The 23635-nt window shown below is 72.3% G+C and carries 22 protein-coding genes and 1 pseudogene; 6 read left to right on the forward strand and 17 right to left on the reverse strand.

The window, feature by feature from the left end:
- Nucleotides 1-26: 26 nt before the first annotated feature.
- Genes AB0G14_RS08175 through AB0G14_RS08185 form a run of 3 tightly spaced genes read right to left on the reverse strand, consistent with a single transcriptional unit; the run spans nt 27 to nt 2714 of the window.
- Nucleotides 27-893, reverse strand: coding sequence for a class II fructose-bisphosphate aldolase (locus AB0G14_RS08175; RefSeq protein WP_357694986.1), 867 nt, complete (start codon nt 891-893; stop codon nt 27-29).
- The gene (locus AB0G14_RS08180) at nt 871-1818 is read right to left on the reverse strand and encodes a hexose kinase (protein ID WP_357694988.1); all 948 of its coding nucleotides are present in this window, start codon (nt 1816-1818) and stop codon (nt 871-873) included. The genes AB0G14_RS08175 and AB0G14_RS08180 overlap by 23 nt, the downstream gene beginning before the upstream one ends.
- Nucleotides 1815-2714, reverse strand: coding sequence for a sugar isomerase (locus AB0G14_RS08185; RefSeq protein WP_357694990.1), 900 nt, complete (start codon nt 2712-2714; stop codon nt 1815-1817). The genes AB0G14_RS08180 and AB0G14_RS08185 overlap by 4 nt, the downstream gene beginning before the upstream one ends.
- Before the next feature lie 153 nt (nt 2715-2867).
- On the opposite strand from AB0G14_RS08185, the gene AB0G14_RS08190 reads away from it, so the two are divergent.
- Nucleotides 2868-3653 carry a DeoR/GlpR family DNA-binding transcription regulator gene (locus tag AB0G14_RS08190; protein ID WP_357694992.1) on the forward strand — a complete coding sequence of 262 codons (786 nt, stop codon included), beginning with the start codon at nt 2868-2870 and terminating at the stop codon, nt 3651-3653.
- A 32-nt stretch (nt 3654-3685) separates the two neighbouring features.
- Here the strand turns inward: AB0G14_RS08190 and AB0G14_RS08195 are convergent, their stop codons facing one another.
- Nucleotides 3686-4678, reverse strand: coding sequence for a helix-turn-helix domain-containing protein (locus tag AB0G14_RS08195; protein WP_357694994.1), 993 nt, complete (start codon nt 4676-4678; stop codon nt 3686-3688).
- A 65-nt stretch (nt 4679-4743) separates the two neighbouring features.
- Here AB0G14_RS08195 and AB0G14_RS08200 point away from each other — a divergent pair, with 65 nt between their 5' ends.
- Together AB0G14_RS08200 and AB0G14_RS08205 are read left to right on the forward strand one after the other, a co-directional pair.
- Nucleotides 4744-5961 carry an MFS transporter gene (locus AB0G14_RS08200; RefSeq protein WP_357694996.1) on the forward strand — a complete coding sequence of 406 codons (1218 nt, stop codon included), beginning with the start codon at nt 4744-4746 and terminating at the stop codon, nt 5959-5961.
- Nucleotides 5962-6520: 559 nt separating this feature from the next.
- On the forward strand, nt 6521-7756 hold the full coding sequence (locus AB0G14_RS08205; protein ID WP_357695178.1) for a glycoside hydrolase domain-containing protein: 1236 nt from the start codon (nt 6521-6523) through the stop codon (nt 7754-7756).
- A 221-nt stretch (nt 7757-7977) separates the two neighbouring features.
- On the opposite strand, the gene AB0G14_RS08210 is transcribed toward AB0G14_RS08205, so the two are convergent.
- A complete protein-coding gene (locus AB0G14_RS08210) occupies nt 7978-8733 on the reverse strand; it encodes a class I SAM-dependent methyltransferase (protein WP_357694998.1) in 756 nt (251 codons plus the stop codon).
- 290 nt (nt 8734-9023) lie between these two features.
- On the opposite strand from AB0G14_RS08210, the gene AB0G14_RS08215 reads away from it, so the two are divergent.
- Nucleotides 9024-10559: a serine hydrolase domain-containing protein gene (locus AB0G14_RS08215; protein ID WP_357695000.1), complete on the forward strand. Its 1536-nt coding sequence runs from the start codon at nt 9024-9026 to the stop codon at nt 10557-10559.
- 183 nt (nt 10560-10742) lie between these two features.
- On the opposite strand, the gene AB0G14_RS08220 is transcribed toward AB0G14_RS08215, so the two are convergent.
- The 4 genes from AB0G14_RS08220 to AB0G14_RS08235 form a co-directional block, all read right to left on the reverse strand.
- Nucleotides 10743-11381: a hypothetical protein gene (locus AB0G14_RS08220; RefSeq protein ID WP_357695002.1), complete on the reverse strand. Its 639-nt coding sequence runs from the start codon at nt 11379-11381 to the stop codon at nt 10743-10745.
- Nucleotides 11378-13780, reverse strand: a complete 2403-nt coding sequence (locus AB0G14_RS08225) for an FHA domain-containing protein (protein WP_357695004.1) — start codon at nt 13778-13780, stop codon at nt 11378-11380. Before AB0G14_RS08225 ends, AB0G14_RS08220 begins: the two co-directional genes overlap by 4 nt.
- Nucleotides 13777-15774: a protein kinase gene (locus AB0G14_RS08230; protein WP_357695006.1), complete on the reverse strand. Its 1998-nt coding sequence runs from the start codon at nt 15772-15774 to the stop codon at nt 13777-13779. Before AB0G14_RS08230 ends, AB0G14_RS08225 begins: the two co-directional genes overlap by 4 nt.
- Nucleotides 15775-16011: 237 nt before the next feature.
- The gene (locus tag AB0G14_RS08235) at nt 16012-16134 is read right to left on the reverse strand and encodes a hypothetical protein (RefSeq protein ID WP_357695008.1); all 123 of its coding nucleotides are present in this window, start codon (nt 16132-16134) and stop codon (nt 16012-16014) included.
- Here AB0G14_RS08235 and AB0G14_RS08240 point away from each other — a divergent pair.
- Nucleotides 16126-16602 carry a hypothetical protein gene (locus tag AB0G14_RS08240; RefSeq protein WP_357695010.1) on the forward strand — a complete coding sequence of 159 codons (477 nt, stop codon included), beginning with the start codon at nt 16126-16128 and terminating at the stop codon, nt 16600-16602. The genes AB0G14_RS08235 and AB0G14_RS08240 overlap by 9 nt on opposite strands.
- A 110-nt stretch (nt 16603-16712) precedes the next feature.
- Here AB0G14_RS08240 and AB0G14_RS08245 read toward each other — a convergent pair whose 3' ends face one another.
- Nucleotides 16713-17369, reverse strand: a complete 657-nt coding sequence (locus AB0G14_RS08245; RefSeq protein WP_357695012.1) for a tetratricopeptide repeat protein — start codon at nt 17367-17369, stop codon at nt 16713-16715.
- A gap of 32 nt (nt 17370-17401) precedes the next feature.
- Nucleotides 17402-17887, reverse strand: a complete 486-nt coding sequence (locus AB0G14_RS08250; RefSeq protein ID WP_357695014.1) for a hypothetical protein — start codon at nt 17885-17887, stop codon at nt 17402-17404.
- Between the two features lie 140 nt (nt 17888-18027).
- Between AB0G14_RS08250 and AB0G14_RS08255 the strand changes: the two genes are divergently transcribed.
- A complete protein-coding gene (locus AB0G14_RS08255; protein WP_357695016.1) occupies nt 18028-18822 on the forward strand; it encodes a DUF2785 domain-containing protein in 795 nt (264 codons plus the stop codon).
- A gap of 34 nt (nt 18823-18856) precedes the next feature.
- Here the strand turns inward: AB0G14_RS08255 and AB0G14_RS08260 are convergent.
- The 6 genes and pseudogenes from AB0G14_RS08260 to AB0G14_RS08285 form a co-directional block, all read right to left on the reverse strand.
- Nucleotides 18857-19096: pseudogene (locus tag AB0G14_RS08260) on the reverse strand (hypothetical protein); the annotation flags it as partial.
- Between the two features lie 34 nt (nt 19097-19130).
- Nucleotides 19131-19463 carry a hypothetical protein gene (locus AB0G14_RS08265; protein WP_357695018.1) on the reverse strand — a complete coding sequence of 111 codons (333 nt, stop codon included), beginning with the start codon at nt 19461-19463 and terminating at the stop codon, nt 19131-19133.
- Nucleotides 19464-19475: 12 nt separating this feature from the next.
- Nucleotides 19476-20420 carry a hypothetical protein gene (locus AB0G14_RS08270; RefSeq protein ID WP_357695020.1) on the reverse strand — a complete coding sequence of 315 codons (945 nt, stop codon included), beginning with the start codon at nt 20418-20420 and terminating at the stop codon, nt 19476-19478.
- A 30-nt stretch (nt 20421-20450) separates the two neighbouring features.
- Nucleotides 20451-21254 (reverse strand): sugar phosphate isomerase/epimerase family protein, encoded by an 804-nt coding sequence (locus AB0G14_RS08275; protein ID WP_357695022.1) that lies wholly within the window; start codon nt 21252-21254, stop codon nt 20451-20453.
- A complete protein-coding gene (locus AB0G14_RS08280) occupies nt 21251-22402 on the reverse strand; it encodes a dihydrodipicolinate synthase family protein (RefSeq protein ID WP_357695024.1) in 1152 nt (383 codons plus the stop codon). Before AB0G14_RS08280 ends, AB0G14_RS08275 begins: the two co-directional genes overlap by 4 nt.
- Nucleotides 22399-23553, reverse strand: coding sequence for a Gfo/Idh/MocA family oxidoreductase (locus AB0G14_RS08285; RefSeq protein WP_357695026.1), 1155 nt, complete (start codon nt 23551-23553; stop codon nt 22399-22401). Before AB0G14_RS08285 ends, AB0G14_RS08280 begins: the two co-directional genes overlap by 4 nt.
- Between the last annotated feature and the right edge of the window lie 82 nt (nt 23554-23635).

Raw genomic sequence — 23635 nt, forward strand, 5'->3', positions numbered from 1 at the left:
GCCGCCGGGGCGGCCGGCCCGGCGGTTCAGCCGAGGGCGGGTGCCCCGGACGGCTCCGGCAGCACGGCGAGCAGCTCCGCGACGGCGGCGGTCATGGCCGCCCGGCCGGCGCTCAGGTAGCGCCGGGGGTCGACCGAGCTGTCCGTGGCGAGCGCGGCCCGGACCGCGCCGGTGAACGCCACGTTGAGGGCGGTCCCGACGTTGACCTTGACGATGCCGTTGCCGACCCCGGCCCGCAGCTCCCCGAAGGGCACGCCGGACGACCCGTGCAGGACCAGCGGCACCGGCACGGCCTCGCGCAGCGCCACGATCAGCTCCTGGTCCAGCGCCGCCGTCCGGGTGGTCATCGTGTGGGAGCTGCCGACGGCGACGGCGAGCGCGTCGACGCCCGTCTCCGCCACGTAGCGGGCCGCCTCCTCCGGGTCGGTGCAGACGCCGGCGAGGTGCGCGCTGGCCGGCGCTCCGGGCTTGCCGCCGACGTAACCCAGCTCCGCCTCCAGCCACAGCCCCTGCTCGCGGGCCCAGTCCGCCGCGGCGCGGGTGGCGGCGACGTTGTCGTCGTACGGCAGCGCGCCGGCGTCGAACATCACCGAGCTGAATCCGGCGTCCGCCGCCTGGCGCAGCAGCGTGACGTCCTCCACGTGGTCGAGGTGCAGGCCGAGCGGGACCGGGCAGAGGCGCGCGACCTCGGCCGCCGCGGCGGCGACCGGCAGCACGCCGGCGTGGTAGCGCACCGCGTTCTGGCTGATCTGGAGGATCGCCGGGCGGTCGGCGGCGGCGGCGCCGGCGGCGATCGCCTGGGCGTGTTCGAGCGTGATGACGTTGAAGGCCAGCACGGCGGTGCCGGCGGCGCGGGCGGCGGCGACCAGTTCAGCGGTGGCGGCGAGCGGCATCGGTGACCTCCTCGACGGTGACGTGGGTGAGCAGCCGGTCCGCCGTGGGGGCGTCGAAGTCCCCGGCGTACGGCGAGACGACGGCCGCGGCCGAGACCGCGGCGGCCCGGGCGAGGGTCCGCGGCCACGGCTGCCCGGTGGCGAGTCCCTGGGCGAGGACGGCGGCCAGGGCGTCGCCCGCGCCGGTGGGGTTGCCGAGCACGGTCTCCGGCGCGCGCACCTCGTACGCGGTCCCGGCGGCAACGGCGACGAAGCCCTGGGCGCCGCGGGAGACCACCGAGGCCCCGGCCCCCAGGTCGCCCAGCCGGTACGCGGCGGCGACCGCCTCCGCCCGGGTGCGGGGCGCGGCTCCGACGATGTCGGCGATCTCGTCCGCGTTGGGCTTGACCACGTCGGGGCGTGCGGTGAGCGCGTGGTGCAGCGTGGCCCCCGCCGCGTCGACCAGCACGGCCGCCCCCGCCGAGTGGGCCGCGACGGTGAGGTCGCGGTACGCGGTGACCGGCACGCCGGGCGGGCAGCTGCCCGAGAGCACCACGACCGCGGCGGACGCGACGGCGGCGTCGAAGCGTTCGGTGAAGGCGCCCCACTCGGCCGCCGTGACGACGGGGCCCGGTTCGTTCAGGACGGTCGCCGCTTTCGGGGACACCACGGTGACCGTGCGCCGGGACTCGCCGCCGACGGTGGTGAGGTCGGCCGGGATGCCGGCGTCGCGCAGCTCCTCCCGGATCGTCTCGCCGGTCGTGCCGCCGGCCAGGCCCAGCAGTCGGGTCCGGGCGCCGAGCAGGGACAGCACGCGCGCCACGTTCACCCCCTTGCCCCCGGCCCGGCACCGCGTCGTGGTGACCCGGTGCGAGGTGCCGGGAACGAGATCGGGCACCGTGTAGGTGACGTCGATCGCCGGGTTGGGACACACCGCGAGGATCACGGTCGGCTCGCGGTCGCCGGCAGCACGACGGACCGGGTGAGGTGGCGCGGCCGGTCCGGGTCGAGGCCCTTGCGGTTGGCGACCGCGACGGCGAGCCGCTGCGCGGCGACCAGCTGCGCCATCGGGTCCGCCGGGGACTGGACCACCGTGGCGCCGGTGGCAGCCACGTCCTCCAGCAGGCCGTCCGGCGCCGGCCCGAGGATCCACACCGCCGACTGCGCGTCGGCGACGCTGATGGGGCCGTGCCGGTACTCCATCGCGGGGTACGACTCCGCCCACGCCTGTGCGGCCTCGCGCAGCTTCAGGGCCGCCTCGTGCGCCAGCCCGACCGACCAGCCGGTGCCGAGGAAGGTGAACTGCCGGCGGTCGAGCAGCGCCGGGTCGACGGGGGCGGCCAGGACCGCGCGGGCGTCGTCGACCGCGGTGCCCAGTCCGGCGCCGACGGCGCAGCGCCACAGCGCGAGCGCCGTCGTGGCGAACCGGGTCTGCACGACCGACCGCTCGTCGGCGAAGTCCAGCACCACGGAGCGGTCGGCCAGCCGCGTGGCCGCCTCATCGGGGACGGCGGTGACGACGGTGGACCGCTGGCCGGCGGGGAGGTCGGCGAGCAGGCGGAGCACCTCGGTGGTGGTCCCGGACCGGGTCAGGGCGACGACCCGGTCGTAGCGGCGGTGGTGCGGGAACTGCGAAGCCGCGAAGGCGTCGGTCTCGCCGCCGGCGGACTCCCGCAGCGCGGCGAAGCACTGCGCCATGAACAGCGACGTGCCGCACCCGACGACGGCGACCCGCTCACCGGGTGCGGGCAACGCCGCGGTCACGGCAGACGACCGGGCCAGGCTCTCGGCTCGCGACCACAGCGCGGGCTGCGACGTGATCTCCTCGGTGATGTACGCCATCGACTGTCACCTCATGCAATAAGTGTGCCGCAAATTTGCAACTTGTTGCAGGACGCTACGACGACGGGCGGCACCGGTCAAGGCGGGCCGGGCACCGCGGGCGAGCCGATAGGGTTACCCGCCGGGTGTGTCCAGGGACCGGAGTGCGCGACGATGAACCGCTACGAACGGTGGAACAAGCTGCTCGAGATGCTGGCCGAGCAGGGCCAGCTGGACATCGAGACGACCGCCGCGGCGCTGCGGGTCAGCGGCGCGACGGTGCGCCGTGACTTCGACGAGCTCGCCGCCCAGCAACTGGTCACCCGGACCAGGGGCGGCGCCGCCGCGAGCAACGTGGCCTACGACCTGCCGCTGCGCTACAAGGCGGGCCGGCACGCACCGGAGAAGCAGCGCATCGGCGAGGCCGCCGCGGCCATGATCGCCCCGCACTCCACCGTCGGCATCAACGGCGGCACCACCGCGACCGAGGTCGCCCGCGCCCTGGCGCTGCGCGCCGACCTGGCCGCCGACGGCCGCGCACCGGCGCTGACGGTGGTCACCAACGCGCTCAACATCGCCAACGAGCTCATCGTCCGCCCGCACATCCGGGTGGTCCTCACGGGAGGGACGGCCCGGCCCCACTCGTACGAGCTGGTCGGTCCCATCGCCGCGACGATGCTCGACGGGGTGGCGTTGGACGTCGCGGTGATCGGGGTGGACGCGATCGACCACCGGCACGGGGCGAGCGCGCACCACGACGGCGAGGCCGCCGTCAACCACACCATGCTGGCCACCGCGTCCCGCGCGATCGTGGTGGCGGACGGCTCGAAGCTGGGCCGTCGCGCGTTCGCGCGCATCTGCACCGTGGGCGAGATCGACACGCTGGTCACCGACACCGGCGCGGACGACGAGCAGGCGGCGTTCCTGGCCCAGGCCGGAGTGACCGTGGTGCGGGCCTGACCGGCCGCGTCACCCGGTGCGCCGAACCCTGTTCACCCACGCCCCGCGAGCGCCTCACCCAGCGGGGTGCGCCGGTAGAGCACCGTGCGGCCGGTGCGGGCACGGGCAACCAGCCCCGCGTCGCGCAGCACCGCCAGGTGGCCGCCCACCCCGCCCAGGCTGGCCCCGAGCTGGGCGGCGAGCTGGCTGGTGGTGGCGGGCGCGGCCAGCGCCCGCAGCACCGCCGCCCGCCCCTGTCCGACCAACCTGTCCAGCGCGTCCTCCGGCCGGCCCGGGTCGGGCGACCCCAGCAGTTCCGCCACCCCGGAGGCTCGGTAGACGACGGCGAACGGCCACGGCGGGTCGACGTAGGTGATCATGGTGCCGAAGACCGTGGGGACGAAGAGCAGGCCCCGCCCGTCGAGTCGGCGGACGCCCGGGTCGCCGTCGGCGACCTCGATCGCCCCGACGGCCCCGCCGGGCGCCCACCGCAGCCGGGGGTCCAGGTCGGCGACGGCCGCCCCCCAGCCGTACGCGAGGAGCCGGCCGGCCCGGTGCAGCAGGTCCCGTTCGAGGACGGCGCGAAGGCGGGGCCAGTCCGGCTCGACCAGGGTCGCCCAGGCGGCCTCGATCGCGTCCGCGAGCAGGTCCACCACGTGGGGCGAGTCGTAGATCCGGCGCGCGTACGCCGGTGGGGTGCCGCGTGGACCGGCGAGGTTGCGGGCCAGTTCGTCGCGGGCCTGCGCGAGCGGGGTCGCCCGTACCACGGCCAACTCCTCGGCGAAGTCCCGCCCGGTGCCGTCCGGTGGTGGCTGGATGAAGTCCGCGTTGTAGCCGCCGCGGCGCAGCAACGCCAGCAGCGCGCCCACCGCCGGCAACTCCCGCCGCAGCCGCTGGTACCCCGGTCGCGCCCGGGCCACCCACGGCGCCAGCACGGAGGCCGGGTTCTGTCCGGCGCAGAGCCGCAGCGCGGCCACCGCCTCGCCCAGCGGGGAAATGGCGTAGCGGCTCGCCGCGACGTCGGCCGGGGTCACCTCGATCCGCACATCGCACCTTTCGTCGGACAGCGAAAGGATAGGCCGGCCACCGGAACGGCCCGCACGATGCCCGGATGACCGCCACCTCCACCAGAGCCGGCGCCGGGCGACCCGCCGCCTACCGGGAAGCCTTCGCCGTCGCCGAGTTCCGGGTGCTCCTCGGCAGCTTCGGCGTGTTCATGATCGGCGAGACGGTGAAGATGCTCGCCCTGTCCGTGCTCGTCTACGAACGCACCGGCTCGGGGCTGCTCGCCGCCCTGGCGTACGTGACCGGGTTCCTGCCCCACGCGCTGGGTGGGCTGTTCATGCTCGCGCTCGCCGACCGGTGGCCTCCACGCGCGGTGATCGTCGGGTACGACCTGCTCCGGCTCGCCCTGGTGATGGTCCTCGCCCTCGGCGTGCTCTCCCCGGCAGGCATGCTGGTCCTGGCCGCGGCCGTCGGCCTGCTGGCCCCGGTCGGCAGCGCCGCGCGCACGGCGCTGCTGCCGGAGGTGCTGCCGGGCGACACGTACGTGCTCGGGCGGTCCCTGCTCACCGTCACGGCGGGCGGCACCCAGGTGGCCGGGTTCGCCCTCGGCGGGCTCCTGCTCGGCTGGATCGGCCCGTACGGCGCGCTGTGGGTGGCCGCCGCGACGTGTGCCGTCTCGGCCCTGCTCGTCCGCGCCGGGCTCGCGGCGCGACCGCCCCGCGCGGGGCGGGACGGTTCCGGGGCGGTCCGGGAGACCTGGCGGGTCAACCGGGCGCTGCTCGCCGACCGGCGGATCCGCGGGCTGCTGCTGGCGCAGTGGCTGCCCGGCTCGCTGCTGGTCGGGGCGGAGGGTGTCGCCGTGCCGTACGCCGCCGGTCTCGGGCCGGACGCCAGCGCGGGCGTGCTGTTGATGGCCGCCGCGTGCGGGATGCTCCTCGGGAACCTGCTGGTCGGGCGGTTCGTCGCCCCCGCCCGCCGGGAGGCGTGGACACCCTGGCTCGCGCTGCTGCTCGGCGTACCCATGCTGGCCTTCGCGGCCCGGCCGGGCCTGTGGCCGGCGGCGGCCCTCTTCGCGGTGGCCACCGCGGGCTTCGCCTACCAGCTCGGTCTGGCCCAGCGCTTCCTCGACGCCGTTCCGGAGGCCCGTCGCGGTCAGGCCTTCGGGCTCCTGAGCGCCGGCCTGATGGCAGCCCAGGGCCTGGCCGCCGCAGCCGGCGGGGCCCTGAGCGACGTGCTCCTTCCGGGCGCGGTGATGGCGCTGGCCGGTGGCGCGTCGCTCGCGGCGACGCTGGCGCTGTGGCGCGTCCTCTCCCCGCCACGATAAGGGTCGACCATCGAGATTGGTCTCTGGTTATCCCCGCCCGCGACTGGTAGAAATTTTGCAACGCGGTTCACCCGTTGGCAAAATTCTTCCCCAGAGTGAGGCTTCGATGACGATAAGAAGGATCATGGCGAGCCTCACGGTCGCCATCGTCGGCGCGGTGGGGGCGGCGACCCCGACCTGGGCGGCCCCCACCGAGGACCGGACCGTCAGCTACCGCGGCTACCGGGTGGCGGTACCCGCCGGCTGGCAGGTCGTCGACCTGGCCGAGGACCCCCACGCCTGCGTCCGGTTCGACCGGCCCACCGTCTACCTGGGCCACCCCGGCGACGAGCCCTGGTGCCCCTCCGGCCTGGTCGGGCGCACGGCGGGACTCGTCATCGAACCGATCGACGCCGTCACCGCCGAGCGCCTCACGGCGGACACCGCCGTCACGACGAGCGGCCGGGCGACCGTGGGCGCCCCGCTGTCGCGCGACGGCACCATCCAGGTCGCGGTGCGCGACGCCGGCGTCCTCGTCACGGCCGCCCACACGCCGGACACCGAGGCGACGGTCCGCCGCATCCTGGCCTCTGCCAGCCTCGGTCGGGGCGCCACGCCGGTGCCCCTGGACCCCGCGCGCACGGCCGCCCGGCCGGCCTCGGTGGCACCGCTGGCGGCGGCCGGTCCGCAGCCGGGCACCTACACCGGCAAGGGCTTCGACACGTGCACCGCCCCGGCCCAGTCGACCATGGACGCGTGGCGCAGCAGCTCGCCGTACCGTGCGGTCGGCATCTACATCAGCGGCGCCAGCCGGTCCTGCACCCAGGCCAACCTGACGGCGACCTGGGTGACCAACCAGACCAACAAGGGCTGGCACCTGATCCCCATCGAGCTGGACTACCAGGCCCCGTGCGGCACCCGTACGCCGAAGATGTCGTACGACCCGGCCACGGCCCGGTCGCAGGGCGCCACCCGGGCGGCCAGCGCGGTGAACGCGGCAAGCGCGCTGGGCATCCCCGCCGGAAGCGTGATCTACAACGACATCGAGCACTACCCGACGAGCGAGTCGTGCAAGGCGGCGGTGCTCTCGTACCTGTCCGGCTGGACCGAACGGCTCCACGCGCTCGGCTACCTCTCGGGCATGTACTCCAGCGGCTCCTCCGGTGTCCGAGACCTGTGCGCCGCCTACGACGACCCCCGGTACACCCGCGTCGACCACCTCTTCTTCGCCTGGTGGAACGGCGTGGCGGACACCGACGCCGGCAGCTACTGCCCGGACGGGCACTACGCCAACCGTCAGCGGATCCACCAGTACACCGGGGACAGCTACGAGACCTGGGGCGGGGTGCGGATCTACATCGACCGCGACTACCTCGACGTCTCGGCCGGGACCACGCCGCCGCAGGAGTTCAGCGTCACGGTCGACAACACCACCGCGGGTCGGTTCACGGCGAGCGCGAACTGGGGGACCTCGACCTACTCCAGCCAGCGGATGGGTCCCGACTACCGGTTCGCCGACCCGGTCTCCGCCAGCGACGTGGCCTGGTACAAGGCGAACCTGCCCGAGACCGGCGCGTACGAGGTCTCGGTCTGGTACCCCGCCGCCTCCGGCTACAACGACTCGACCCCGTACATCGTGGCCACCACGGGCGGCAACCAGTCGGTACGGGTCAACCAGCGCCTCAACGGCGGCCGGTGGGTGTCGCTCGGCGTGTTCACGCTGGCCGCCGGCGACGGCGACAAGGTGGGCGTGAGCCGGTGGACCAGCGGCACGGGCTACGTCGTCGCCGACGCGGTCCGCATCACCCGCGCCTGAGGCATGCTCCCGGCCACCCGCCGGTCCACCGGCGCCGTGCCGGTGGACCGGCGGGTCACCTGCCCCGGGACGTCGACGCGGCGCCGGCCTCGCCTACCGGGCCGCCCGATGGCAGCCGCTCGCCCCGCCGGGCCTCGGCCCCTACCCGTCGACCGCGCCCGCGCCCGCACCACTGGATTCGTCACGTTCCCTGCCTCTCGGTAGCCGCCAGCGGGGCTCGACTAGCCCTCACCAGCGGCGTTGAGTGGCTTGTACCAGACCGACACGTGGCTCTCGCTGTCGGACGTGAAGGGAGCCCCGTTCCAGTCCGCCACCCGCCGCTCCAGCGTCAAGCCGGCCAGCCGCGCCATGAGGTCGCACTCGGCAGGCCAGATGTAGCGGAAGTTGCTGCAGCCGTAGCGCGTGCTCCCGTCGTCCAGCCGCCGGTAGTGGTGAGAGGTCCCCTGCTGCGTGACCATGTCGTAGGTGTCGAAGCCGACGTGCCGGTCGGTCACCTCGAACGGCACCGCCGCCTGCCCCGGCGGGAACCGCCGGATACCCGGCACCCACAGCTCGATGACGAAGCGACCACCCGGCGACAGGTGCCGGGCAGCGTTGCGGAAGCACTGCACCTGCTCGTCCTGGGTGCGCAGGTTGCCGATGCTGTTCCACACGACGTACACGAGCGAGAACTGGCCGGGGACGGTGGTCGTGGCCATGTCACCGACGACGACCGGCAACTCCTCCGCGGACACCTTGCGCCGCAGCCGGTCGACCATCGGCTGCGACAGCTCGATCCCGGTCACAGAGATGCCTCGGGCGGCGAGCGGGATCGCCACCCGACCCGTGCCGATCGCGAACTCCAGCGCAGGGCCGGGACCCGCCAGCCGGGCGAGGAAGTCCACGGCGGGGTCGAGCACTTGGGGTGCGAACATCTCGGCCGAAAGGTCGTCGTACCGCTCCGCGGTGTCCTCGTCCCACAGGTCGCTGCTCGTCACGGGCGCGAGCCTGCCCGCCTTCCTGTGATCACGCCACCCATTTTTCGACGGGGCCACGACCACGGCCTCGCAGATGCTGTTCGGATTCGCTGACTCAGTCCTCGCGTTCGCGCGGTCTGTTGCACGACGAATGAGGGCGGTGAGGGCGCCTGCGCCGGCGGCCCGGTTGCCGTCCGGCGCGGGCCCAGGCCCTGACGAAAGTCGTGGGTGGTTGCTGTCGATCGGATCTGTGACGGCAGGGTGCGGATTCGTAGCGTGGCTGACGTCAATCGAGATGATCGGAGCACGCTGTGCGGGCGGACAGTTTCTGCTGGTGGCGGGGAATCGTTCTGGCGGCGGCCACGGGCTTGGCAGTTTCTGCGGGTTCCGGTCCCGCGCTGGCCGCCGATGCGGGCGACGACGCCGTGGATGCCGGAGCGGTGGAGCGGGTCGTGGAGGACTTCGCGAGCAGGGCCGGGTATCCGGGGATCGCCGTGGCGATCACCAGGGGAAATCGGGTGCTGCATGTCGGCGGTCATGGTCACGACACGTCCGGCGCGGCGGTGGCCGCGACGACGCCGATGCCGGTCGCGTCCGTCAGCAAGTCGTTCACCGCCCTGGCGGTAATGCAACTGGTGGACGCGGGGAAGGTGGAGCTGGACGCGCCGGTGCGCCGGTACCTACCGGACTTCCAGATCGACGACGCCCGCGGGGCACGAGTCACGGTGCGGGAGTTGCTGAACCAGACGTCCGGGATCGCCGACCGCACGCTGCGGGAGAAGAGCCTGCGGCAGCCGGACTCGCTCGCGGCAGCGCAGCAGCGGGCGCGCGCGGCCACCCTGGCGGCCGATCCCGGCACCAGGTACGCGTACACGAACACGAACTATCACCTCGCGGCGCGGCTGGTCGAGGTGGTCTCTGGGGAGCCGTTCGCGGACTACCTGCGTGATCGGGTGTTCGAGCCGGTGGGTATGCGGTCCACCGTCAGCATCGATCAGACCCCGGGCGATCTGCCGGAGCAGGTGCGCAAGGGTTACGTGTACGCGTACGGGGCGACCGTCCCGGCGGCCGAGCCGAAGCGGTTCGTGGCGGGCTCCGACGGGGTGATCGCCACCGCGGCGGACATGGCCCAGTGGCTGATCATGCAGAACGGCGGCGGTGTCGCGGCCAGCGGCGCACGGGTGGTTTCCGCATCGGGCATCACCGCCATGCACACTCCGTCCGGTTCGGGCTCGACCTACGGCTTGGGCTGGGATCGCGACGACAACGGCTGGGTCCGCCACAACGGCGTGTGGTTCACCTTCACCGCCAGCCAGCTGCTGTTGCCGTCTGGCTATGGCATCGCGGTGCTGGGCAACAGCGGTATCGGCCTGGGCAACGAGGGCACCGATCAACTGGCGGACGCCATTGCGAAGCTGGTGAGCGGCGACAGCCCGCAGGCGCCTGCGGCCATGCGGCTGATCATCGACCTTGTGCAGGCCGGCTTCACGTTGGTCAGCTTGGCGTTGGGCGTACGCAACCTTCGCCGCAGCGGCGAGTGGGCACGCCGGTTCGCCATCAGGCCGCTCTGGCAGCCGGTCGTGCGGCTGGTGCCGCGGCTGGTGCCGGTGGCGTTGCTCGTGATGCTGCCCGACCTGCTCGGACAGGTTGTGGGCGGCGGCCGGGACGTCACATTCGTGCAGTTGGCGTACTACACGCTGCCGCTGGTCGTCTGGACGGCGGTCGCTGCGATCACCAATGCCAGCGTCATGATGACTCGGGTCTGGGCTCTGGTTCGGGCACGCCGCGCTGCCAGCGGGCATGCCCCGTCAGTCGGGGTCGCCCCGGCCGAGATGCTCGCCGGGTAACGTCGATGCCCGTGACGAGCACGGCGGGGCGGGTGGCCGATGCGGCCGTCCGCCCAGGCACAGGTGATGACCCAGACGCCCTGATCCTCTCCCCTGCCGCAGCGCGCCTCGCCACCCATCGGGCCGGGTCGCGTGGGTTCCACCTCCGACAACGTTGAACCACGGTGCCACTGGGTGACCAGCCTAGTCAGGCACGACCTCGCCGGTGATGGCGCGGGAACGCTGCGCGACGGCTGCGCTTATCGGTGCGAGTGCCGGAAGATGCATGCCCTGCGGGCCGAAGATCAGCCATGCGATCGCGACCGCGTACCACGGCGCCGCCGGGCCATGCAGCATCAGCGGATTGCCCTCCTGGTAGCGGAGGATGAACGACCACTGGGTCAGGTCGGCGGTGAGTTCCAGTACGCCGTTGTGCCAGAAGCTCAGCATGTTGCCCTGGTAGTCCCCGAGCAGCCGCTGGTTGGTGAGGATCATCCGCACCTGCGCCTGGTCCCGCCACTGGACCGCCGCCATCGCCTGGGCGCGGCTGCGGGCACTGGCGTTGCTGATGGCGTCACCGGCCATGCCGGCGAGCACGAAGCCCGTCGAGCCGAACCAGAAGTGGCTGCTCTCCCGATACTGCACGGCGGTGCCGTAGAAGCGTGCGTAACCCAGCACCGTGTCGCCGAAGATCGTCTCGTTCTGGCTCAGCCGCAGTCCGCTGGGCGGCAGCGCGACCAACTGGCCACCGCGCGCCAGGTGCTCGTACAGCCGGCACGCGCTGCTCCAGCCGTCGCGCAGGACGGCTTCGAGCGCGGCGGCAGAATCCTTGCGGCGGCTCACGTGCGGTTCCTCCGGCTCCCCAGTACGGGCTCGTGGCGGCGCAGCGCCCACCGCACCACTGCGGCCAGCAGTACGGTCTGGCCCGCCAGAACGGCCATCGCCCAACTCCACGCGCCGGTGGTGTGCGCCCAGAGTGCGTCCGGCGCGGGCTTCAGCATTATCGCGCGCAGGTCCACCGAGGCGGCTGCGGCGGCGTAGCCCCAGCGGGCCGGGGCAAGCCAGGAGAGCTGTTCGATGCCGGCGCGCTCGACCACGGCGAACAGCCCGCCGCAGAGCACGAGCTGCGCCATCACGAGCCCGACCAGCACCGGCATCGTCTGCTCGCTGGTGGACACGTAGACACTGACCAGCAGCCCGAGCACGGTGGCTGCCAGCGTGGTCAGCCAGACCACCGCGATCAGCTCGACCAGCGGCACGCCCAGCACGAGCGCCTCGGGTGGCGCCGGCCGACCCACCATGCCGAGCAGGACGAACAACGCCGCCTGGAACGCGTTCAGTACGGCGAACACGGCCAGCTTCGCGCTGAGGTAGGCGCCGGGCGCCATGCCCACCGCTCGTTCCCGGCGGTAGATGGCGCCCTCCCCGACGAACTCCCGGATGCCCCCGGCCAGCCCGATGAAGACCGCGCCGATGGTCAGGATGACCAGCAGTTGGGCGGCCTCCGTGCTGCGCCCGGGCGGCTGTGCGGGCAGCCCGAGGCCGTCGGAGCCGGGGACCACGTGCAGCAGGGCGGCGAGGCCCACCGGCAGGCCGAGGGAGAGCACCGCGTACAACCGGTCGGCGAGGGTGACGGCGACCGTACGGCGGGCGAGGATCGCCATCTGCCGCCACCATCCCTGGCGCGGCGGCGGCGCGGTGGCCACCACCCGCTCGCCCGGCGGTGCGGCCTTGGCCGGCGGGCGGGTGGCCGCGAACTTGGCGGCCCAGACGTCCGGGTCGGCGGCGACCGCGGTGAACACGTCGGCGTACTCGGCCGCCCCGAAGAAGTCGAGCAGCTCGTCCGGCGGGCCGAAGTAGGCGACCTTGCCGCCCCGGGCGAGTACCAGCACCCGGTCGCACACGCTCAGGTGCAGCGGGCTGTGCGTCACCACGACGACGGTTCGGCCGCGATCGGCCAGCTCGCGCAGGCTGTGCATCACGTCGCGGTCCAGCGCCGGGTCGAGCCCGGAGGTCGGCTCGTCGAGGAAGAGCAGCGAGGGCTCGGTGAGCAGCTCCAGAGCCACCGAGGTGCGCTTGCGCTGTCCGCCTGAGAGCGTGTCGATGCGCTGGTCGGCGTGTGCGGTGAGGGCGAGCTGGGCGAGTACCTCGTCGATGCGCTGGTCCCGCTCCGCAGGCGTCACGTCGGCGCCGAAGCGCAGCCCGGCCGCGTAGCGCAGGGCACGGCGTACGGTCAGCTGGCGGTGCAGGATGTCGTCCTGCGGCACCAGGCCGATGCGGTGCCGCAGGTCGGCGTACTCGGCGTAGAGGTCGCGGTCCTGGTAGCGCACCGTGCCGGCCTGCGCCGGGCGGTTGCCGGTCAGCGCCCCCAACAACGTCGACTTGCCGGCACCGCTCGGGCCGACCACCGCGAGCAGACTGCACTCGTCCAGCTCGAACGAGACCCCCGACAGCAGGTTCCGCGTGCCGACCGTGACACCGAGCCCTTCGGCGCGCAGCGACACCCGGCCGGCGTCGACGTAGTCGTGCAGTGCGGTGCCGTCGAACACCATCTGGTGGTGCCCGAACGAGAGGAGGTCCCCGGCGTTCAGCACCGCCTGCTCGACCTGCCGCCCGTTGACGTACGTGCCGTTGCGCGTACCCAGGTCGATCACGCGGAATCCGGCACCATCCCGGACAAGGTCGGCGTGGTAGCGGGAGACCAGCAGGTCGTCGAGGACGATGTCGTTTTCCGGCGCCCGCCCGATCAGGATCCGGTCCGCGGTCGGGTAGCTGGCCGAGGGGGTCCGGCCCAGCGCGAATCGTGCACCAGGTGGTGGCTCGGCCGCGGATACGGGCCCGCTCGGCGGTACCTCGGTAGACAGACCCGGCTGCGCGGAATCGGTCACCGGCGGCGGGGCAGCGGGAAGCCCTTCCGGGCGGAAGGTGAGCACCGGACCGTCGACGGCGTTGCCGAGCCGCACCGCGCAGGCGACCCCTATCTCCAGTTCGTGCACCTGACGGCCGTCGAGGAACGTGCCGTTCCGGCTGGCGAGGTCACGCAGGTGCCACCGTCCGGCCCGGTAGGTGATTTCCAGGTGCTCGCGGGAGGCCCGCGAGTCGTCAAGGACGATCGGACAGAGGGGATCACGGCCGATCCGCAACGGCCCGCCGGCCGCAGTGACCCGTCGCTCCCCGTCCTCACCGGGTACGCCGACCAGCAACGTGGCGCTCGCGCCGCCACCTACCTCGGGAGCGGTCATCGGTTCGCTTTGGGTTTCGGCAGCCGCTTGGCCATCGACGTCGCCATTTTGATCAGGTCGCTCTGGTGACGGCCACCCTCGTAGTCGTTCTGGATCGCGACCTGGAAGAGCACCTGGCCCGAGCGAACGAAGATCATCGCGTAGACGCCGTTGGAGCCGCTGACGGTGATCCCGAACGACTCCTCACCCAACTTCGGCACCGTGAACGGCCGCCATCCGCACCGCTCAGCCGCCGTGCGGGTGGCATCGAGGAACGGGTCGGCCGCGTTGCCGTAGAAGCCGGCGACCGCTGAGCCGAGGTACGGGTACTGGCCGCTGGACACCCAGTAGCTGTTGCTGCTGTGCGCCCCGATCGCATCACCGCGAACGTTGCCGTCTGAGCAGAGCGCAAGCTTGGACAGACCATTGTGCAGCGCGTCGCTGGAGGAGCTCGTATTGACCAGGTCCCGGTCTTCGAGCTTCATCGCGGACACGACGTCGGCCACCGACAGCAACACCGGCTCCAGTGCGGTCACCGCCGGCGGCGGGGAGGCACGGTCGACGCTGGGGGTCGGACTCGCACCGAGGCCGCCGGGCAGGCTGCCTTGGCTGAGGCTCCACACCGACGGTACGCAGCAGGCGGCCAAGAGGACCGTTGCCACGATTCCGATGATCATCGGAGCTTTGGACTTCTTCCGAGGCTGGCCGGGCGCCCCGGGAAAGCCGGACGGCCCCGGGCCAGGCGGCAGCGGGTAGTCCGACGGCCCCGGAGCCGGCCGCGGGCCGGGCGGCAACGGGTAGCCCGACGGCCCCGGAGCCCCCGACGGCCGTGGGCCGGGCGGCAGCGGGTAGCCCGGCGACGCAGGGTTACCCGACGTCGGGAAGCCGGGCGGCCCGGAGGTGGGCGGCAACGGGTAGTTCGACGGCCCGGAAGTGGGCGGCAACGGAGAGCCCGACGGCCCGGAGGTGACCGGCAACGGAGAACCCGACGGCCCGGAGGTGACCGGCAACGGAGAGCCCGACGGCCCGGAAGTGGGCGGCAACGGAGAACCCGACGGCCCAGAGGTGGGCGGCAACGGGTAGTTCGACGGCCCAGGGGTGGGCAGCGGGGACGGCTGCGGTGCCCCGCCGATCGCGGTCTCCGGCGGTGCGGCGTGCAGCGCGTTGACCCAGGCCGCAGCGGCGGCCGGCCGGCGCTCGGCGGTCACCGCGACCATCGACAGGATCCCGCGGATCACCCGGTCCTGCCCTGGGCCGAGTGCCGCGGTGAGCCGCCGGGTCATGCCGTCGAGGTCGCCGGGCACCGGCATCTCGCTGGTCAGTGCGTAGTAGACGGTCGCGCCGAGGGCGTAGCGGTCCGTGGCCGGGGTGTACTCCCCCCGGGCCAGGGACTCCGGTGCCATGAACGGCGCCGTGCCGTACACCCGGGCGGTGCCGCTGGTGCTACGCAGCCGGACCAGGCCGAAATCGACCAGGTAGGCCCGCCCGCTGGCGGAGACCAGGATGTTGGCCGGTTTGATGTCCCGATGCAGGACCGGTACGCCGTCGGTGTCCTGGCCGCTGTGCAGGTAGTCGATGGCCTCGGCGATCGGCCCAAGCGGCTTGAGGATGTCCAACCCGCGTACCCCGCCGCTCTCCAGCATTTCCTGGAGGCTGCGGCCTTCGATCCACTTCATCACGAAGTACAGCCGTGGCGCGGTGTCCGTGGTGGACTCTCCGGCCGGATGCGGCGACGGGCCGACGAAGACCTCTTTGACCTTCACCAGCGCCGGGTGTTCGAGTTGGGTCGCCAGCGCCGCCTGTAGCCGAAGGCCCTCCAAGCCGCGGTCGGTCTGGTCCTCCGCCGGCACCCGGAGGATCTTCACCGCGTACGAGAACGCCACGTCTCCGTGGTGCTCGCGAGCTCGCCAGACCTCCCCCTCGCCACCAGCGGCGCGCCGCTCGATCAGCTCATACCGGTCCGGCGCGTCCGGCGGTCCCACGTAGCTGTGCTGCGCAACCGACACGACGGTCATCGTGCCAAACGGTACTGACGAATCAAAATTCGTGCTCTTATCGCAACCTCACCCTTGCGCCGCCGAGTAAGCCCATCGCGGCACCCAGCACAGCCGGCGGAGCCGACCGCAAACCGAGATGCCGACGGTACTTGCGCGCGTCTCGTTCGCCGTCGAGCCGGGGCAGATGGTGGCTCGCCGCGAGTCTCGCTTCGGCTGACCGCCGGAAGCGCTGCGCCGCAAGCTATCGGGTACCGCCTACAGGGCGGCTCCGACCATGGCATCCAGCGCGGCGGGCAGGTCGCCGCGATCGAGCGCGGCGCGCACCTCGACCGGTGTCGACGGCGGCGGGTTGCGGAAGACGTGACGCTCATGGAGCACCGTCACATCCTCACTCACCCGCGAGGCGGCAAGGGGCCTGAGTCGTCGCGCTCGTCGCCGGTCGCGGCGGACGCCGGCACGACCCCGATCCGCTCGTGCATGTGCGGCATGATGACGCTCATGGGCACCGTCGATCCGTATGTGACCGTCACGGAACCGACATTCGTGGCACGGTTCCTCCTCGATCTCGGCGCGGACACCGAGGAGTCGGTAGCCAACGTGGATGCCTTCGTCGATCTTCCTGACGGCTCCAGTTGGGCGCTGACGATCTTCACCGTCGATGAGGTCCGCCGCCTGCTTGAGAAATGGAAAAAGACCGGTGAAGCCGCGAACGCCAGTTACTTCTGGGCCGTTGACCAGCTGATCGTGCCAGAGCCGGGAGTGTCGGCCATGACCACAGCTATCCGAGAACTCGTTCGCAGCGGGGAGATAGAAAGCGTCGGCGTGCGATGCGAGAATCCAGACTGAAGCCGCCGGTGCGCCCCACGAGAGGTGATGGCTCCCACGGGCGCCGCACGGGTGGCGGAAATTGAGGATGTCCAGGTCGAGCAGAAGAGGCAGGCAGACACGCCACCCCATCAACTGCTCCGACCGCGGCAACCGCCGCTATTCAGCAGGGCCCCGCCGCACGTCGTCCCAGCGTCCCTGGAAGGTGTCGCACCACCCGGGTGCTGCCCTTGCAGTCGGCTGGACAGTTCTCGTGGTGGTTCGCGGACTGCTGAACGCCGGCGAGGAGATACGACAGCCTCCCCGCCGATCGCTGACCGATAGGCGCGGACCGCCTCGTCCAGCTGGCCCGCCCGGGCATACACCTTGGCCAGCCGGACGCCCGCCGCCGCGTCACCAGCCGCGATCGCCATCTGGTACTCGCCGATGGCCTCGTCCATCCGGCCGGCCTTGGCGAGCAACGCGGCGAGACGGACTCGGGCTTCTGGCTCACCCGCCTCCACCGCCGCCCGCCACCCGGCGATTGCCTCGTCGGTCCGGCCCGCATCCGCCAGCATGTTCGCGAGGCCGCCGTACGCCCGAGGCAGACCGGCCTCGATGGCCGCCCGCCAATGCGCCTCCGCCTCCTCGACGCGGCCGTCCTCCATCAGCAGATCGGTCAGGCGTTCCACATCCAGCCAGTCCCCGCCGCCGGCCCGGGCTTCGAGAATCGTGATCGCCTCGTCCACCCGCCCCTGCTCGACCAGCCACTCGGGGCGATCGTCCGGATCAATCGGCTCATCGATCATGCCGGCACGATACGAATGTAGTGCTCTGCGAATCATTCGATTTCCTCGGCGTCGCTCAGGTCTTCCAGCCGTACCGGCCGGTGCTGAGCAAATACCACAGCCAGGCCGTAGGGGTCGCAGACGGCAAAGCGTCCCTCCTGGAAGTGCAGCATCCATTCGCTGTCGGCGTAGAAGTTGAGCTGGGGGTTGTCCAGCGGAAGCTCCTCGGCAGGGACTTCCCGGTAGGGATCAAGCTCGTCCTCGGTCAAGCCGAACCAGGCCGGATCGGTCAGCATCGTGGCGCGCACGAAGCGAAGCCCGGTCACCAGGTAGTGATCGATGTCGTCGATCACGTGGGCGATCGTTGGCAGATCGACGTGGTCGAGGTCTTCGACGCCGTTGAGCAGGATGTTGACCGCGATCGGCAGGCGGTAGGCCGAGCTCGTGACCGGCTGCTGGAGTCTCCATATGGACAGATCGCCGGGCCCGCGTTCGAGAGCCAGTAGGCCGATGCCAGGACGAGACACGGTCGTGGTCATGTCGACATCCTCCACCCGCCTATCAACGCCTGACCAGACTGGGCCTGCGCGGCCTGGGCGGCGGCAATCCCGACCGTGTCGATCAGCCGGCACCGTTATCGGCTGGCGGGTCTCGATCAGCGCACGGTAGCTTGCCGCCCGTGACCGACTGGATCAAGATTTTCGACGACGACTGCCGCGTTCCACCAGGGCGTGAGCTGAACGAACTGACCGCGGAACTGGCGCAGTGCCTACGCGATCCGGACCCGGGCATCCGCGACGGCCATCCGTACGTCGTGCTGCGCACCTGGATCGAACGCGACGTCATCGCCGGTGATCGCCGTGTGCAGCTCGGCGACGAGATGGCCGACCGGTTCACCGACCCGCACACCGAGGCCCGTACCTTCGCGCCCCTGGTCCTGGACATGATCGTCAGTCGGGGAGACTTCCGTCCGCGCTGGCTCGACGCCTTCAGTCGCTGGTATCCGGCAGAGACGGACCTGCGGGGTTACCACCCGCGGCTGGGCTGGCTGCACGCGGTGGCGCACGGTGCCGACCTGCTCGGCACCTTCGGCCGCCACCGTGACGTCGATCCCGCCGCCATGCTCGACCTGGCGGGCGCCCGGCTGCTCGCCCGCACCGACCACCTCTGGGCCGAGCGTGAGGACGACCGCCTCGCCCGCGCCGTCGCTTTGACTCTGACCCGCCCGGAGCTGACCGCCGCGGCGTCAACGAGCTGGCTCGACCCGATCACCGCCGACTTCCGTGCCGTGTCCGCCTCGACCACACCCACGTACGTTTCCAACACGCTGCGCACGCTGCGGGCACTCTACGTACTCGTCGATTGCGGGATACGGGTCCGACCAGGCGATCCCCGGCAGCAGATCACCCACCGCCACGAGGTCAAGCAGCGGCTGGTCGACGTTCTGGAAAGCGACGCCAAGGCCATCGGCTGAACCGACAGCGAACCAGGCGCACGTGATGGCGGCGCGTCTTCCAGTGCAGCCGACCGCCGTCGTCTTCGTCGTCTGGCCAGTCAACGACCGGGAGCTGAGGTAGGCCGAGCCGTGGTGCGAGCACCTCGTCTGCCTCGGCCATCCAGGTCGTAGCCCAGACGAGGTCGCAAGGCAACGCAGCAAGTCGGCGGCCGTGTTCCCCGTCCAGACCTGCCAGTAAGGGGTTGTCGTCATCGCCGATCGTGCCTCCGGCGCCGCCGAAGGGCAGAAGCATCCCGTCCACGTCGAGGAACAGCAGCGGACGATAGTCACCACGCTGCGCCGATTCCGTGCTCGGCCAGGCGGCGTACGCCCACTTCGCCGAAGTCCACATCCGGCCAGAGCTGGTGCGCGACCCAGTCCAGCCACTCGCGCGGCGGCTCGTCGGCCTGGAAGTAGGCGATCCTCTCAGCCTCGCCCATGGGCGCGGCCTCCCACCAATGCCACCACACCATCAGGTGCCACTCGCCGTCACCCATGCGCCAGCCGATGCTGAACCGCTCGATCTGCGGGTACGCCCGCCACGGCGGCAGGACCCGCCCATGAGCATCAAGCTGTTCCCGTACGGCGGCGTCGAGAAGTTCACGCGTCCGGTCATTCACCGTTGACGCTCCTCAGCTCAGGCTGATGACGGGCCGGGTCAGGATCTCGTGGGCGTACCGCTCGTCGGAGGCGAGCCACTGGCCGAAATCCTTGTCGCGGTAGGCAGTCGCGAGGGTGAGCCAGCCCAGGAAGAAGCCGCTGCCGCCACAGGTGGTGCCGCCGCCATCGCCGCCGCACACGATGGTTCGCTCGGTGGTCGTCTCGTGCTTGTAGGGATCCTGCCCGATCGCCAACCCCCACAGGTTCGCCTCGCGGTGCGCGCCGGTCTTGTAGTCGAACGGGTAGCCGTCGTTGGGGCAGTCATCGCCCCAGCGGAACAGGGTTGACGCACCGGCTCCACACGCCCACTCCCACTCATCCGCAGTGGTCGTCCGCAAGCCGATGCTCGCGAGCCCGGCCATAGCCTCGTCGTGGGAGACCTCCCGGGTCGCTCGGGCCCGCGCCACCTGCCCGGTCTGGTCGAACTCGACCGTCAGCCCACCACCGGATCGGAATACCTTCACCCGGCCGCGCCGATCCCCGGTCGACGCGACGAGTTCGAGTACCCGAGGGTCGTCCGGGGCCAGCGGAATCTCGCAGGGGTCGAACGCTTCCACCGCGATCAGCATCGCCGGCATCTCTGCGCTGCGTACCGGCGAGGTCATCGCGTCGACGTACTCGGCCAGCGGTGGAAGGCCGTACTCGTCGGCGCTGTCGGCGTAGCTAGCCGCCTGCTCCGGAACGGGCTGGAATCGGGCCGCGTCGTAGCCGAGAGTGGGCCGGCCGCCGGGTACGAGAGCGAACCGCATCCCGTTACGGTCGAACAGCGCCATCCGGTGCGACCGCCCCGCGTACGCCGTGTCTTTCAGGCCCACCACGGTCAGGTCGTGTCGGTCGGCGATGTCCTGGGCCATCCGGCGGGCGGCGCCGTCAGACAGGTCGTTCCACTGCTCGAAACTGAGGTCGGCGTACGGCACCGCGCAAGAATAGAGCCCGAAGGCACCGATTCAGGCAACGTGCGTGAGGTAGCCGGCGACGGCCTCGTCGAGCACCTCCCGGCCGGGCCATGCCCACACCTCCTCGGCGAAGACCTCCACCTCCACCGGCCCGTCGTAGCCGGCCGCGTCCACGGCTTCCCGGAAGCGGCGCAGCTCGACGCAGCCCGCGCCGGGCAGCGCCCGGCCGAGCAGCACCCCCGCCGGCAGCGGCGTCACCCAGTCGGCGATCTGGAAGCAGGCGATGCGTCCCTCCCGGCCGGCCCGCGCGATCTGCGCCCACACCTGGTCGTCCCACCAGAGGTGGTACGTGTCGACGACGACGCCCACCGTTTCCGCCGGATACGGCGCGACGAGGTCCAGGGCCTGACCGAGACTGGCGACCACGCACCGGTCGGAGCAGAACATCGGGTGCAGCGGCTCCACGGCGAGCCGGACCCCTGCGGCCCGGGCGTACGGCACCAACTCGCCGATCGCGTCCCGCACGTGCGCCCGGGCACCGTCGATGTCCCGGCTGCCGTCGGGCAGGCCGCCGGAGACCAGCACCAGCACCGGCGCGCCCACCGCCGCCGCCTCGTCGATGGCACGCCGGTTCTCGTCGAGCCAGCCGGGAGTGCTGAAGAACCCGCCGCGGCACAGCGACGTGACGGTCAGGCCCGCGTCCCGTACCAGCGCCGCGGCCGGCTCGACCCCGTACGCGGCCAGATCCTCCCGCCACAGCCCCACCATGGACACCCCGGCGTCGACGCAGCCGGCGACGAGCTCCGGCAGCGGCCACCGCTTGGTCGTCGCCGAGTTGAGCGCGAACCGCTTCACTGCGCCACCCCCGCCGTGGTCATGAACGCCCGCGCGCGGTGCGCGGCCAGCTCGGCGTCGGGCAGCAGCCCGGCCTCGTCGGCCAGCCGCAGCAGCCGGCCCAGGTGCACCGGCGACCGCCCCGACTGGAGGCCACCGACCATCGTGAAGTGGTCCTGGTGACCGGCGAGCCAGGCCAGGAACACGATGCCGGTCTTGTAGTAGAAGGTCGGGGCGCCGAACAGGTGCCGGGCGAGCGGCAGCGTGGCCGCCAGGATCCGGTCGTACGTCGCCAGGTCACCGGTGTCCAGCACGCGCAGCGCGGCGGCGGCCGGGGGCGCGATCGCGGCGAGGACGCCGAGCAGGGCGTCGGAGTGGCCCTCGCCGTCCCCCCGGATCAGGGCCGGGTAGTTGAAGTCGTCGCCGGTGTAGAGCCGTACCCCCGCGGGCAGGCGCCGGCGCAGCGCGACCTCGAAGTCCTCGTCGAGCAGCGACAGTTTGACGCCGTCGACCTTGCCGGTGTGCGCGCCGATCAGCGCGACCACGGTGTCCGCGGCCCGCGCGGGATCGGCGTCGCCCCAGTAGCCGGCGAGAGCCGGGTCGAACGCCGGGCCGAGCCAGTGCAGCACCACCGGGCCGTCGGCGTCGGCGAGCAGCCGGCCGTAGACGTCGAGGTAGTCGTCGGCGGACCGGGCCGCGGCGGCCAGGTGGCGGCTGCACATGAGTACCGGCCGGGCGCCGGCGTCCTGCACGTCGGCGAGCTGCTCGGCGTAGGCCTTGCGGATCTCGTCGAGCGTGGCCGGGCCGGCCGGCAGCTGGTCGGTGGCGACGCCCGCGCAGATCGTGCCGCCCTCGGCCCGGGCGGCCGCCGCCGAGCGCCGCACCAGCTCGCGCGCCGCCGGGAAGTCCATGCCCATGCCACGCTGGGCGGTGTCCATCGCCTCGGCGACGCCGAACCCGTACGACCACAGGTGCCGGCGGAACGCCAGGGTCGCGTCCCAGTCGACGGCGGCGGGCGTGCCCGGCACGTTCTCCGCGCGGGGGTCGGCGACCACGTGCGCGGCGGCGTACGCGACCCGGCTGGTGAAGCGGGCGCCGGGCGTGACGTGCTCGCGCCCGGCACCGGAGAGGGTGAGCGGCCCGTCGGGCAGGTTGACGGTCCGGGTCACGGCCGCAGCTCCGTGACCTCGACGCGCCGGCCCTCCCGCGCCGACTGCAGGCCCAGCTCGGCCAGCTGCACGCCCCGCGCGCCGGCCCACAGATCCCAGGTGTACGGGGCGTCCTCGGCGACGTGCCGCAGGAACATCTCCCACTGCGCCTTGAATCCGTTGTCGAACACCTCGTTGTCCGGCACCTCCTGCCACTGCGCGCGGAAGTCGTCGGTGGACGGCAGGTCCGGGTTCCAGACCGGCTTCGGGGTGGCGGCCCGGTGCTGGACGCGGCAGCGACGCAGGCCGGCGACCGCGCTGCCCTCGGTGCCGTCGACCTGGAACTCGACCAGCTCGTCCCGGTTCACCCGGACGGCCCAGGAGGAGTTGACCTGCGCGACGATGCCGCCGTCCAGCTCGAAGATCGCGTACGCGGCGTCGTCGGCGGTCGCGTCGTAGGGCTGACCGTCCTCGGCCCACCGGCGCGGGATGTGGGTGGTGACGTGCGCGGTGACCGCCCGCACCGGCGCGAAGATCTGCTCCAGGACGTAGTGCCAGTGCGGGAACATGTCGACGACGATGCCGCCACCGTCGGCGGCCCGGTAGTTCCAGCTCGGCCGCTGGGCCTCCTGCCAGTCGCCCTCGAAGACCCAGTAGCCGAACTCGCCGCGCACCGACAGGATCCGGCCGAAGAACCCGCCCTTCACGAGCCGGTCGAGCTTGCGCAGGCCGGGCAGGAAGAGCTTGTCCTGCACGACGCCGTGCCGTACGCCGGCCGCGTCGGCGACGCGCGCCAGCTCGACCGCGCCGTGCAGGGTGGTGGCGACGGGCTTCTCCGTGTAGATGTGCTTGCCCGCCGCGACGGCGAGCCCGATCGCCTTCTCCCGTTCGCTGGTGACCTGCGCGTCGAAGTAGATCGAGACGTCCGGTCGCGCCAACGCGGCGTCCAGGTCGGTCGTCCAGTCGGTCAACCCGTGCCGGGCCGCGACGTCGCGTAGTTTGGCCTCGTTCCGCCCGACCAGGACGGGTTCCGGCCAGAGCCGGCTTCCGTCGCGCAGCGGTACACCGCCCTGCTCGCGGATGGCCAGCAGCGACCGGACCAGGTGCTGCCGGTGGCCCATCCGCCCGGTCACGCCGTTCATCACGATGCCGATCGGGACACGTGCCGTCATCGTCCAACCTTCCTCAGGGGTCATCTCCGGCACCCGGGCCGGCCGGGTGCCGCACACTGCCCGTTCCCGGCGGGGATGGCGG

It is taken from the genome of Micromonospora sp. NPDC023814, assembly GCF_040639595.1.
Lineage (GTDB): Bacteria > Actinomycetota > Actinomycetes > Mycobacteriales > Micromonosporaceae > Micromonospora.